Origin of the sequence: Cochlodiniinecator piscidefendens, assembly GCF_011326755.1 — a bacterium.
GTDB lineage: Bacteria > Pseudomonadota > Alphaproteobacteria > Rhodobacterales > Rhodobacteraceae > Cochlodiniinecator > Cochlodiniinecator piscidefendens.
The window spans coordinates 191,935-204,089 of sequence record NZ_JAAOIE010000004.1 but is presented as its reverse complement, the minus strand read 5'-3'; the positions used below and the strand labels follow the sequence as shown (position 1 = coordinate 204,089).

13 protein-coding genes are annotated in these 12,155 nt (G+C 49.0%); 4 read left to right on the top strand and 9 right to left on the bottom strand.

Annotated elements, in window-relative coordinates; genetic code table 11:
• Nucleotides 1-350 precede the first annotated feature (350 nt).
• From G9C99_RS12520 to G9C99_RS12510, 3 genes are all read right to left on the bottom strand, one after another.
• On the bottom strand, nucleotides 351-1,028 hold the full coding sequence (locus tag G9C99_RS12520; protein ID WP_166417850.1) for a hypothetical protein: 678 nt from the start codon (nucleotides 1,026-1,028) through the stop codon (nucleotides 351-353).
• A gap of 815 nt (nucleotides 1,029-1,843) precedes the next feature.
• On the bottom strand, nucleotides 1,844-3,463 hold the full coding sequence (locus G9C99_RS12515; protein ID WP_166417849.1) for a hypothetical protein: 1,620 nt from the start codon (nucleotides 3,461-3,463) through the stop codon (nucleotides 1,844-1,846).
• Nucleotides 3,464-3,482: 19 nt separating this feature from the next.
• Entirely contained in the window at nucleotides 3,483-3,938 is a 456-nt protein-coding gene (locus G9C99_RS12510) for a metallophosphoesterase (RefSeq protein WP_231704060.1), read from the bottom strand.
• Between the two features lie 269 nt (nucleotides 3,939-4,207).
• Between G9C99_RS12510 and G9C99_RS12505 the strand changes: the two genes are divergently transcribed.
• On the top strand, nucleotides 4,208-4,555 hold the full coding sequence (locus tag G9C99_RS12505; RefSeq protein ID WP_166417848.1) for a hypothetical protein: 348 nt from the start codon (nucleotides 4,208-4,210) through the stop codon (nucleotides 4,553-4,555).
• Nucleotides 4,552-5,085 (top strand): hypothetical protein, encoded by a 534-nt coding sequence (locus G9C99_RS12500; protein ID WP_166417847.1) that lies wholly within the window; start codon nucleotides 4,552-4,554, stop codon nucleotides 5,083-5,085. Before G9C99_RS12505 ends, G9C99_RS12500 begins: the two co-directional genes overlap by 4 nt.
• A 510-nt stretch (nucleotides 5,086-5,595) precedes the next feature.
• On the opposite strand, the gene G9C99_RS12495 is transcribed toward G9C99_RS12500, so the two are convergent.
• Genes G9C99_RS12495 through G9C99_RS12475 form a run of 5 tightly spaced genes read right to left on the bottom strand, consistent with a single transcriptional unit; the run spans nucleotide 5,596 to nucleotide 9,697 of the window.
• Entirely contained in the window at nucleotides 5,596-6,993 is a 1,398-nt protein-coding gene (locus G9C99_RS12495; RefSeq protein ID WP_166417846.1) for an MATE family efflux transporter, read from the bottom strand.
• Between the two features lie 9 nt (nucleotides 6,994-7,002).
• On the bottom strand, nucleotides 7,003-7,590 hold the full coding sequence (locus G9C99_RS12490; RefSeq protein ID WP_166417845.1) for a helix-turn-helix domain-containing protein: 588 nt from the start codon (nucleotides 7,588-7,590) through the stop codon (nucleotides 7,003-7,005).
• A 5-nt stretch (nucleotides 7,591-7,595) separates the two neighbouring features.
• Entirely contained in the window at nucleotides 7,596-8,186 is a 591-nt protein-coding gene (locus tag G9C99_RS12485; protein ID WP_166417844.1) for a carboxymuconolactone decarboxylase family protein, read from the bottom strand.
• Nucleotides 8,187-8,197: 11 nt separating this feature from the next.
• A complete protein-coding gene (locus tag G9C99_RS12480) occupies nucleotides 8,198-8,935 on the bottom strand; it encodes an amino acid ABC transporter permease (protein WP_166417843.1) in 738 nt (245 codons plus the stop codon).
• Nucleotides 8,936-8,944: 9 nt separating this feature from the next.
• A complete protein-coding gene (locus tag G9C99_RS12475) occupies nucleotides 8,945-9,697 on the bottom strand; it encodes an amino acid ABC transporter ATP-binding protein (protein ID WP_166417842.1) in 753 nt (250 codons plus the stop codon).
• A gap of 125 nt (nucleotides 9,698-9,822) precedes the next feature.
• Between G9C99_RS12475 and G9C99_RS12470 the strand changes: the two genes are divergently transcribed.
• Together G9C99_RS12470 and G9C99_RS12465 are read left to right on the top strand one after the other, a co-directional pair.
• On the top strand, nucleotides 9,823-10,605 hold the full coding sequence (locus tag G9C99_RS12470; RefSeq protein WP_166417841.1) for a transporter substrate-binding domain-containing protein: 783 nt from the start codon (nucleotides 9,823-9,825) through the stop codon (nucleotides 10,603-10,605).
• Nucleotides 10,606-10,681: 76 nt separating this feature from the next.
• Nucleotides 10,682-11,413 (top strand): creatininase family protein, encoded by a 732-nt coding sequence (locus G9C99_RS12465; protein ID WP_166417840.1) that lies wholly within the window; start codon nucleotides 10,682-10,684, stop codon nucleotides 11,411-11,413.
• Here the strand turns inward: G9C99_RS12465 and G9C99_RS12460 are convergent.
• Nucleotides 11,410-12,126 (bottom strand): GntR family transcriptional regulator, encoded by a 717-nt coding sequence (locus G9C99_RS12460; protein ID WP_166417839.1) that lies wholly within the window; start codon nucleotides 12,124-12,126, stop codon nucleotides 11,410-11,412. The two genes, G9C99_RS12465 and G9C99_RS12460, sit on opposite strands and share 4 nt — an antisense overlap.
• Between the last annotated feature and the right edge of the window lie 29 nt (nucleotides 12,127-12,155).

Genomic DNA, 12,155 nt, shown 5'->3' with positions numbered 1-12,155 from the left:
GAACTAAGTTCTTTTTTGCTGGTTTTCTACTCCTGATGCCTTTTATCAGCTCGCAACAAGATACGAAAAAAGAGGCGCATCCTGAACCAGAATCAAAAGCCCGGGGTTTAATCGGGGGGCCTTCACACCCTCACGTAGCCCGCGTTCGATAGAAGAGCTGGGAAAGACTACTGTGGCTTCTTTCGTACTTCTGACTAAGCGAAGCGATTCTAGGCCAAACAGCCGCCGAATACGGTGACAGGAGGCCACGCGGCCTGCCCGCCGTCCGCGCCCACTTGATCGGGATAAGTTGGCAAAGGTAGATCGCGTCCCGCGATCAAGTAGCTCGGCAATAGCCGTATTTAGAAGTTCTACGGTGCGCCAACAGCAGCGGCAGCTGCCTTTGGCACGACAGTAGGTGGCGCTGAACGGATAGCATAATCTGCGACACAGGCAGCAAGGCGCTCAAGCAACGTATCAAACCCACTGAAATCGATACTACTGGCTTTTGGCCGCACAACTTTGTCAGCGAAAGCCACCTTTCCGTAGGCTGTGTGGTCGCCGTGTTCCTTCTTTTTGTTGAAAGGCTTGCCGTCGAACAGTTCACTCAGCACTGCTGAAAGAAACAGATCCTCGATGTCTTTCATTGCTGGAGGTGCACCTTCAGGCACTTTCATCAGATACAGATTATGCCCAAGATGGTAGAACGGGTCGGTCGTCGTCTTATCTACAGGTTTTCCGTTTTTCTTAGCTGCAGTTTTGAACACCTCTTTCGGACCGTCATCGTTGTCGCAAAGGACTATGACCGGGTTATCAAGGGGTAAATTCCGGTAACGTTTCAAACGGTTTTCATATTCGTTGATCAACTTGTTTTGACCAGAAGCACCATTACCAAGATCAAGGATTGAGCGAGATGTCCCGGATGGGTTCAGGAAACCAACGTTTGGTTCATCCTTTCCATCGCGCGGTGTAATAAGCGAAGGAAAATGCGCTGCGCGGGACCGGATCGCACATTTCAGGTAGGTGATATCCGATATACCTTCGGTCACGATCAAAGGCTGCTTGTTTGCAACAAAGTGTTTGTAAAACAGAAAACGCTTGTAAAGCCCGATAGGCGCCGACGGCGGTGCAAAACCTATATTCTTATTCTCTTTGTGGGTGCGATCTCGCCTCGCTTTAACAAAGTAGATATGTGAAAGCATACACCAAACACGAACTGAAGCGGATTTTGAGGGTCAATGACTCGACTGTCGGCCACCTGACCCGAGAAAAGTACATCATTGGAGAGACTTATTTGTGTGCGCGGACAGGAGTGAAAGGGGAAATCATTTCGCAGTTCAACCTTGACCGTTTCTTACGCAAGTATGTCACCCTTGGTATCCTTGCTCATCGTATTGGCACACAAACAAAACATGTCAGTGCCAAACTCGATAAGCTGGGGATCAACCCACTCCAATTTCCACAGCAATACAGTAAAATCTATCTGTGGTCGGACGTGGACGGCCAAATCTAGTTACACACCAGCTCCCTCGACTGAAGGCCGTCCAAGTTGGGCGGCTTTTCTGTTGACCCAGTTAGGAAGCAGAAAGTGAATCTAGAGGAACCTTGAGTGATTCATACGACATGCCATTTGTTATGTTTCAATGTGTTAGAAGTGCTTGTGATCCCTTCATTCCTGACTCCTCACAATTGTGAGATGACACGTAGTTTATCTCTTTAGACAATAGTTTGTCGTTTTTCAAAAAATTCGACTGCCGTTGTCGAAGTGTTGGGTCAATGCCAAAAGAGAGAGTGTTGATGCTTGTTGAAGCATGCACCGTCGTTGTGTTCGCCCGTGAAAATGTACGCTGGTAATTTTAGCCAGTTAGCTGGGTCTGTTTGACGCGAAGCGAGGATGAATTTCCCGAGCGGACAGAGAACCCGCATCTGCCATTATGGACAGAATTTTTCGAATTTGTGCTCGAATAGTGTCTGGTCGACCTTCCAACGTTGCCAATAATCCCGCAGCTTTGTCAGAGAAACCAGCATACATCCAGAAACTGGCATTAGATTTATGTTCTTGTGAATACGCTATAAGCCAGGGAACAAACCACGCTTCTAGCTGAGCGGGCGACATACGTTCGCATATTGCAAGAACTGCGTAAGCAGCAGAGGCATGCTGCTTTGTTGCATCTACCCAACTATCGATCCTGGGCAGCAGCATTTCCAAATGGGGCCAATTCGGCGGCATGGGAGTCATATAGGGACCAACAAACCCTGCCGCCCGCAATGCGTTATCAAGATTTTGCCACTCGTCATTTTGAACTCTAGGAACCAGATTGCTCATCACCCAATCTGCTGCTGGTTGCCAAGCTTTCCAAAATCGATCGTCTGGCGGCCGGTTACTGACAACCAGCTCATGAGTAACCGCATCAAGGTAAGATCCAACCAAGTCACCCTTGTATTGCCGTTGTTCGAGATCGGTCAAAGTTTTCCAAGCTTGACCATCAGTCGAAATAGCGGCAAGCCTCCCGGTTTCTTTTGCAAGCGTGTTTACTAGTTCGTAAGGAAAGTCACTCCCGTAGCTACCCGGCCGTTCGTCTTCATTTCGAATAGAACGGGCCCGTAACTTTACAGGTACGACAGGAGGATAGAGTTTTTTTGATCTAACCCAACGTGTACGGTAGGGCTTTGGGGGCAGAATGGGTCCACGACTTCGGCCGCGTCCTGTGGCAAATCTCACTGCATTCCTAAGTCGCTTGATATTAGTCTTTTCTGGGTGTCTTTTTTTGCGATCCGCTTCCCAGTCATACCCTGTGTCAAACACGTAAGTATCTAAGGCGGCGACCAAACACCTCCAAGCAAGTTCAGGCCTTTGCGCCCAGTCGAAACCTTTCAGTGTAGCTGAACCGACTGCGTGCAGTTGATGAGTCACGAGCTCTGCAACGGTCTCATCTAAATCTGTAAGGAAACCACGTGTTACAATGGCAGCAATTCCACCCGCCGCTATCGTTTGTGGATCAAAAGACATCAGGGATTCTGGGACGAGAAACTGTGACTCTTCGGGAGTGCGCTCGCGGGAAATAGCACCAAGTAAACGCACTTGAGCCCAATTCAGATGAGTCTCAACCAGTTCTGGTGGGCCAAATCTAGCTAAAACCGCAGCAACGCCAGCGGACGCAGCTTGTATCATCCGCCCGGAAAAATCTGCTGCGACCAAGTCTTGATCCGTCGCTTTTTCGTTCAATAGTTTGATAGCATCTGAGAGTTCAACTACGACTTCGCCAGCCTCCAAAGAGCGCTTAGCCCAAGTCGCAAGCTCACTCAACGAATTGGTCCGAGCTTGTTCCAGACTTTGCGCTTCAAGTTCGGCAGCATTCTCTTCGGGTGGGTCTAAACTGACTAATATTTTGTTTTCGTCATCACTTTCTTCAAAGTTAACCGATTGTGGGTCAGCGTCACTGAGATACCGATTTAGTTTGTCTTGGGTTTCATCGCGCCACACCTCGCGCTTGAGTTCGTGGTCAAAGTCGGCAATGCTTGTTTACCGGCAACTTTTTGGCTCGACGCTCAACATCTTCAAACCGCACCGGTTTGAAATCCCAAACGTCGACACCGACGTTGACGCTATTGCGGGAGCCTTTCCAGTTTTCGTGTACGTGTCCAAACATCTGAATCGCATTCCTGCGGGCATGATTCCAAGTGATCATGGGGTAGTGGCATAGCGTATGTAGTTGGTTTTGAGGGCCATCTCGAAGTTCATTGAGGTGCTGCACGGAATCCCACGGAAGTGCCTGAGTGGCCTCCAAATCATGGTTGCCAATGACGAGATGCCTACGCTGACCAGGCAGTTGACCAAAGATGTTCTGCAGCCATTCGGTATCGTCAGACCTTTTACCCCACGCAAAATCACCAAGAATCCAAAGATGGCCTTCTGGCCCAATGCACTCCCAAAGATTGGCAATGATCTTTGCATCCATCTCCGCTGCAGTTGAGAAAGGTCGCTTGCAAAACGAATGATGTTATCGTGGCCGAAATGTAGATCGGCCGTTTAACAATGTGTCATTTTACTCTCCAACAATCTAATTAATGCAAACGACGTTTGGCGAATGTTGGAAGAGGACCGAAGGTTTCTTGCAAACAGCTGCGACGCCGCTCGCAATAGCGAGCATTATGCCTTGGGTTGTATTGAATAATTAGCTCGCACCAACCCATTGTACGGTTCGGGCACTGCATTTGGCAGATTGCGATGAATAGTGGGTTCTATGAGACTTTAGGTTATTGGCGTGCGTCGTTGGCGGATGGTGCATTGGGGCGGGGTCGCTTCAGGCAGCGGGATCGGAAGGATTTCATCGAACTGTCCAAAGACACGCTGCGCGATGGAACGCTGCCCAAGAACCAGGTCCGCAAAGTTTTTGAAGGACAGAAGCCGGATACCAAGGTGGTAGCCGTACAAATCTGGCCGATGGTCATGGCTCGGAGAACTTCCCACGGTGCGACTATATCCAATGGTTTTCCAGAAATCGTCGCACCAGTAGTTACAGAGGCGGCCGTCGATGAAGACGGCAGTATAGACCTTCCCGAAACGTCATTGTGAGAGACGTTCTGAAGCCACTCCCCAACGATGTTTTTTCGCTCGGCAAGGTTGAAGATTTCGACACCTTTCTTTCAGCATCGCCCTTCTCGCCTGACGAAAAATCCCCAGTTTGGGACCAATATCTAAAACACTGTCGCGCGATGCTCGATGCCGTTTCGCCCGGGTGGCCATCTGACGATGATAATTATGTCCCCGCCGGTGTTGGGTTTATGGAGGTTTCTGGCGAGGCTACCGCAGCTGTAGCGCAGGTTATCAGCCTTTATGACACGCTACTTTGCAAAAAACACAAAGCTCCGCTCTTAGAAAATCTAGCCGGATTGCCTTCACCCAAAAAGGAACTGTCCCCTCAAACGGAAGCAACCTTCATAAATCGACTGGGACATGCCAGCGATAAATTTCCGCTCGCGGATCAACAACGTCAGGTTCTTTCGTGTCTCGTAACCGGAAAGCCCGGCGATGTTTTTGCTGTCAACGGGCCTCCTGGAACAGGCAAGACGACTATGCTCTTGTCGGTCATTGCAGATGCCTAGGTTCGCGCAGCTCTTGAGAAAAATACGCCACCCGTTATCGTCGCGGCGTCTACCAACAATCAGGCTGTAACAAACATCATCGACGCGTTCGGCAAGGGCTCCTCCGAAGGCGACGCCAACCGACTTTGCATCGGTTCCTACAATTGGCTAAGCGCTGATCGAAAAGGCCGATATGCACGCCATGAAACATCGATCGTGTACAATGGCTCGCACCTTCAAAGCGAGATTGATGTCATCAAGCAAAGCCTAGGTGCCCGCGAAAAATGCTAACAGTACGACGGAATCAGTCTTTTCACCCAGCCTGCCGAGCGCTGACAAGATGGTTTCATGTGTCTACGGTTTTGTTGCCCGATCAGAAAGCGCGACAAAATTTCTACCGAAAAACTCCATTCTTCTGTCGGCACGATGAATCTAAGACAGTATGAAAACGCTTTTTGGGCGTGACCCTTGAATATCCCCCATTTCCGAAACAGCACTGGTTCAGAAACAGGGGAAATTCTAAAACATTGTTTAACTCGGCACCTTTTGCGTTACTTCGCCGCCCCGCCAAAGACCACCGATTTGCTTATCTGCAATTTTGGTCGCAACAAGCAAAGAAACGAGCCATCCTGTTATCACAGCGCATGCAACACCAAACCACACCCCAATCTCGGTGAAATTCAGCAATCCAACAAAGATCCAGACAAAGAACATGACGCCGAACCCTTGCCTATAGATACCAATCCAAAGGGTCCAAATCGGTTTTTTCATTGCCTGCAAGAAAGAATTGATCGCAAACAACATCATATAAACTGGCAAGATCACACTATCGACCCGAAGGTAAATTGCACCGACGCGAATAACTTCGGGATCGTCCGTAAACAGAGCCATCGCATAACGTCCACCGAACCATAGAATAGGCAAAGAGAGCCCGGTCAGAATGAAACCAATTTTCCAACAGTAAAACAAAGACTCTCGGACGCGATCAAAGTTTTGTGCCCCATAATTTTGCGATGCAATTGGCAACAGCGCCCCCGTGATACCAAGCACAGGCAAAAGAAGGATTTGTTCAATCCGAATCCCAATTCCAAACCCCGCAATCGCATGTTCCCCAAACCCCTTGAGGGCGAACTGCACCACAAAGCCAGACATGAACATAACCAACATCGCAAAACTGGTCGGTAAGGATTGCACGGTAATTTCCCGCACACTGAACCATCGCGGGATAAAGTTTCTGGCCCGCAGACCAACCAACACATCAGACCCGAGCACACGCAGCAATAGATACAACATCACGCCAGTTTGACTGATTACCGTCGATGCCGCGATCCCGTTAAACCCCATACCGCTCCACACGCCGGGGACGCCATAAATCAACAATGGGTTCAAACCAATGTTAGCAACGAATGCCACCATCAACGCACGCTGCATCGAAAGGCTATCACCCTGAGCCTGTAAAATCCCATTGCAAGCATAACCCAGTAAAAACCCCGGTAATGCCAGCAAAAGCCACATGTAATATTGCTGGCCCGCTTCGCGATATGCACCCGGCTCGGATACCCATGCGATCACAATTGGACCGAACCAAGCCCCAAACCCCATCAACACAACAGAAGCAATTGCACCGTAACTGATACCCTGCACAGCCAACCGCCGCGTTGCGCGCGCATCTTTTTGCCCTAAGGCATTCCCAATCAAGGCACCCATCGCGGCCCCCAAACCGAACCCAACAGCCATCACAATGTAAAAGGCTTGAAACCCCAGTGCGAGACCCGCTTGGGCATCCGTGGATAGCAAACCAGCAAAGAAGATATCGACGACATTATAAAGCGTATTAAACAGCATCCCAATCGCCGCAGGGATCGCTAACGTTTTAAAATGGCTAGAGATTGGACCTGTGGTCAGATCCGTTGTGCGTTTTTTCGCCATAAGCTTCTTTCATCGAGTTTCAGCCTGTACTGTTAAAAAGACAAACTCGGGGGTTAGGACTTCGACGAAGCCATGGTTTAGTTCTGAATCGACACTAATGCTGTCACCAGATCGCATCGTGAAGGTTTGTTGCCCATAACGGTACACGGCTTCACCTTCCAAAGCTTGGATAAACACGACACCATTTCCGACATATGTCGGAGGATGCCCGCCTTCGCGTTGGAGTGTAACGCGACGCGCTTGGAACTGCATATCGCCGCGCATATGGATGGCCAAATTCACATATTCATGAACATGGTCATCCGATATGCGTGTTGATTTCAGACCCTCGCCTGCACGCACAAAGGTAAAATCTGTATGCAAAGTGCGCGCATCCCGAAATAGGTTTGCGAGCGGGACTGCAAGCGCCTTTGCCAAAGCACACAGCGTACTTATAGAAGGAGAAACCAGTCCGTTTTCAATCCGACTGATCATTGCAGCTGAAATATCGGATTGCGCTGAAAGATGCCGCGCCGAAAGACCTCGCTCAATGCGCAGTTCTTTTAATGCTGCTCCAATCGCTTGGTCTATTCCTTCGCCTGCGGCATCATCTGACATTGTGTTTAAGCGTCCTCTTCCGACTTAGCATAATAGCCAACAACATCACCGTCTGTGGTGACACCCAACCCATTTAGCAAGCGATTTGCGTAGTTGAAGTAACCGATGATTTGGTTTGCTTCCAAAATTTCACCATCGGGCACGCCTGCATCCTTCAGTGCCTGAATATCGGACTGTACAATCGCACCGGGTTTAATCGTTAGCTTTTCAGTATATTGAAGGAGCGCAAGTTCGCCGCCTTCAAAAACATCCTCAGGCTTACGCGCTTTAAGAGCTGCTTCAACCTTGTCTGCCTTTTCATCATCTCCGATCAAATGGCGCGCATTTGACCAGTGATTTGCATAAGAATACGGGCAAGCATTCAATGTCGAGACATACGAACTGATCACCTCCTGAAACCACATTGGGATCGTGTTACCCTCGTCGTGAAGACACGCCCGATATAGTGTGACGTGGCCATTCATTGTGCTGGGACGCAAAGAATGCACCCGCATTACGTTATCGACCGTTCCGTGTGGTGTGCGTGCAAAATCCAGCGCCATTTTCAGCGTTTCGTCTGCATCCTCATCGGAAATCATTTTAATCCATGCTGACATAATAGGTCCCCTTAGCGTTCGTCTGTTTTCAATTTGCGTTCCAGCCAGCGCACCGCTGCCGAAACAATTAGGATAATCACGAGATATTCCAAAATCAGGATCGTGTAGATTTCGAGTGTTCTGTATTCCGTTACGACCAACTCTTTGGCATTGCGCGTCAGTTCCTGGAGCCCAATCACAGAAACCAGCGAAGACATTTTGATCATGTAGACCAACTGGTTCCCAAGTGCCGGAAGAATGCGACGGATGGCTTGTGGCAGGATCACAAACCGCATCGTGTCGCGGTAATTCAGCGAAATGGATTGCGACGCTTCGTACTGACCTTTGTTGATTGATTGAATCCCGGCACGGAAAATTTCCGCTTGGAATGCGCTATCAGACAATGCAAGCGCAACAACGCCAGCCCAGAACACATTCAGACGGATGCCTGTTAATTCTGGCAGGCCATAGAACACCCACAATATCAAAACGAGGATCGGTACAGAACGCACCACTTCGACGTAGAAAACATTCATTCGGCGCAATGTTGGATTCGAGGATAACCCCGGCAGTGCAACAATCAATCCGATGATAACGGAAAAGAAAATTGCGACGAAAGAAACCAACAGGGTATTTTTGGCACCTGAAATCATAAAGGATAGATTGGTCCAACCTGAATTGGTTGTAGGATCGACCACATACCAACCCCAGTTTCCAGAACAACCCGACAAGGTCAGAAGCAAGGCGGTAAACAGAAATAGACGTTTCATAGCGTGCTCCTAATGGTTCAAAATTTGTTCGAGGAAGGTTTGGCAGCGTTCACTTTTTGGTTTGGTAAAGAACGATTCCGGTTCAGAAATTTCGACGATTTCGCCTTGATCCATGAACACCATTTTATCTGCCACACGACGGGCAAACCCCATTTCGTGCGTGACGCAAATCATCGTCATACCCGAACCCGCAAGCTCGACCATCACGTCCAACACTTCGTTGATCATTTCAGGATCAAGCGCTGACGTCGGTTCATCAAACAATAGAATACGCGGCTCCATACAAAGCGACCGCGCAATCGCGACCCGCTGCTGCTGCCCACCTGAGAGTTGACGTGGATACTTCCCTGCTTGATCGGGAATGCGTACACGCTCAAGGTATCCCATGGCGCGCTCAGCAGCTTCCTTGTCTGACAACCCAAACACTCGTTTAGGACCCAACGTCAGATTTTCAAGCACTGTCAAATGCGGAAACAAATTGAACTGTTGAAACACCATTCCAACGTTGGCTCTTATCTTATTCAGGCTATCCCGATGATCCGTGAGTGTCGTTCCATCAACAATTATGTCACCTGATTCGTGCTTTTCCAGCCGGTTTATGCAACGAATCAGTGTCGACTTCCCAGAACCAGAAGGACCACACACAACAACGCGTTCTCCCAAAGCGACGTCGAGTGATACATCTTTTAGTGCCTGAAATTCCCCAAAAAATTTCGATACATTGTCAATTTGAATTATCGGTTTTGAGCCATCCGGGTTCATTATTTCCTCCCCATTTCTTGTGGAGAGATAAGCAGGATATTTACTGGTGCGCAATTTAATTTATTTTCTTGCAATAAAACTCATACCGCGCAAAGATAAACAATCAAGCGATCAGGGAGGATCAAATGAAGCTACTGAAATCACTGGCGACAGTGGCCGCTATCGCGGTCTGCTCAGTCCAAGCACACGCACAGTCAACACTCCAAACCATTTTATCCGACGGCGTGTTAAAGGTTGGAACAACCGGCGACTGGAACCCAATGTCCATGCGCAACCCTGCGACCAACTCCTACGAAGGTTATGACATCGACGTTATGACGCAACTCGCGGCCGATATGGGCGTTGAGGTGGAATTTGTTGCGACCGATTGGGGCACATTGGTCAGCGGTGTAACTGCAGGACAATATAATATTACAGGATCTGCTTCTGTTTCACCCTCACGTGCACGTGCCGCAGGATACTCCAACAGCTATTTCTCGCTAGCGACAGTTCCACTGGTTTTGGGCGAAAATGCAGAGCGCTTTCAGACTTGGGATGATTTGAACGCAAGTGACGTCATAGTTGCCGCAACACTTGGAACCACGCAAGAAACCCAAGTAAAGGAATTCTTCCCAGATGCCGAGCACCGCATCGTGGAATCTCCGGCACGTGACTACCAAGAGGTCCTATCAGGCCGCGCGGATGCTCACATCACTTCAAATGTAGAGGCAAACACTTTGGTTGCCCAATTTGATCAATTGATGATCGTACCGGTTGAACGCCCCCGCGCACCAACACCGATTGCAATGTTGCTACCGCAGGCTGATCAGGTGTGGATCAATTATGTGAACACCTGGATCACACTCAAGCAAGAGCAAGGTTTCTTTGAAGAGCTTGGTCGCAAATGGGGCCTACTTCCCCCGGCATAAATTACAACAATAAAGGGGGGATTTCCCCCTTTATTTCAACTCCGGCAAATCTCTTCAATATGTGAAAGCCCCAAACATGCGCCTTGAGCATATGACATGGCATGAAGTTGACGCAAAGTTGGGTGAAAACCCTTCGATATTTTTGCCTACTGGATCTACCGAACAACATGGACCCATTGGCTTGATCGGTACCGACACAATATGTGCCGATACCATTGCTCAGCGGGCTGCAGATATTGCGGATGCCATTGTTGCCCCTGCAATTGGGTATACGCCAGCACCTTTCAATATGGGTTTTCCTGGCACAATGTCGCTTTCCCCTACCCTTTTTCAGGCCGTTGTTTCCGAGCTTTTGTCAGGGTTAGCGACACAAGGCTTTCGCAACGTGTATATACTGAATGGCCACGGGGGAAACCTAGCGCCATTACGCAAATCAATCGAAGAGAATCCGCAAATTAACGTGCGTATTCGCAGTTGGTGGGATTTCGATCCGGTTAATCAATTACGCAAAAAATGGTATGGAGATTGGGAAGGCATGCATGCGACCCCTTCTGAAGTCGCAATTACCCAAGCGCTTGTACGCATTGTTACACATCATGAAGCAGATACCCCGCCAGAAAAGCTTTCTATGGAATACATCAAGGCCCACGCTGGCGACCGCCACGGTCCCCCAGATGAACATAGAAGAGATTTTCCAGATGGCCGCGTCGGTTCTCACTCTGCACTGGCCTGTCCGGACCATGGTGCTGAACTCATATCAGTCGCTGCAAAAGCCATCGCGGAAGATTACAAAGAATTCTGCTCCTAAAGTGCTTTTCGCTCCGACTTAAGAGAATATAAATCCCCCGGGTGCATGAGCCGCGCACACGACACCGATTGATTATTCCATGTAGACCGGCGAGTTACTTCAAGAATAGGCGATCCCTTTTCCACCTTCATAACGTTCGCTATTTGGGTTTTTGCAGAGATCGCGGATATTTCGTGCTCTAAATCCGACAAAGGCACATTATCCAACAACCACAGACTTGGACTCATTTTTTCAAAGGACAAGCTTTGCGCTTTTGGCACTGTGATCAGATTAACCCAACGATCCTCAAATTGAAAAACACGGTTATTCGCCCAATGTAAACATTTGATATGTAAGTGCTCTTGTTCCGGGTCTCCGCCCAATAATCGATGAATATGAAGAGGAGGCGTTTTGACAACCGACTTGATCAATTCATAACGATAGGCAAATCCCCTTCGGCTGATTTCTTCGGTCACCCGAGACAAGCGGATGCGTAAACCTGTATTTCCCCGCATGGCGACGCGCGTTCCCGCACGTCGCCGTCTTTCCACGACACCTTCGTCTGCCAATTCACGAAGTGACCGATGCACCGTCAATCGAGAACAGCTATATCGCTCCGCTAACTCCGTTTCACTCGGAAGCAATGCACCTTGTGACAATTCACCAGAAACAACCTGCGCTTTTAGCCGCGCTTTGATCTGTTTATAGAGCGGTTGTGCCGCTTTCTTTCCCACTGGGAACTCTCCTATCAAGGCGTAAAAGG

Bases quoted from the DNA above. Each gene is read 5' to 3' on its own strand.
- G9C99_RS12510 (WP_231704060.1), bottom strand. From the start codon at position 3,938: ATGGATGCAAAGATCATTGCCAATCTTTGGGAGTGCATTGGGCCAGAA.
- G9C99_RS12490 (WP_166417845.1), bottom strand. From the start codon at position 7,590: ATGTCAGATGATGCCGCAGGCGAAGGAATAGACCAAGCGATTGGAGCA.
- G9C99_RS12505 (WP_166417848.1), top strand. From the start codon at position 4,208: ATGAATAGTGGGTTCTATGAGACTTTAGGTTATTGGCGTGCGTCGTTG.
- G9C99_RS12465 (WP_166417840.1), top strand. From the start codon at position 10,682: ATGCGCCTTGAGCATATGACATGGCATGAAGTTGACGCAAAGTTGGGT.
- G9C99_RS12475 (WP_166417842.1), bottom strand. From the start codon at position 9,697: ATGAACCCGGATGGCTCAAAACCGATAATTCAAATTGACAATGTATCG.
- G9C99_RS12480 (WP_166417843.1), bottom strand. From the start codon at position 8,935: ATGAAACGTCTATTTCTGTTTACCGCCTTGCTTCTGACCTTGTCGGGT.
- G9C99_RS12470 (WP_166417841.1), top strand. From the start codon at position 9,823: ATGAAGCTACTGAAATCACTGGCGACAGTGGCCGCTATCGCGGTCTGC.
- G9C99_RS12485 (WP_166417844.1), bottom strand. From the start codon at position 8,186: ATGTCAGCATGGATTAAAATGATTTCCGATGAGGATGCAGACGAAACG.
- G9C99_RS12495 (WP_166417846.1), bottom strand. From the start codon at position 6,993: ATGGCGAAAAAACGCACAACGGATCTGACCACAGGTCCAATCTCTAGC.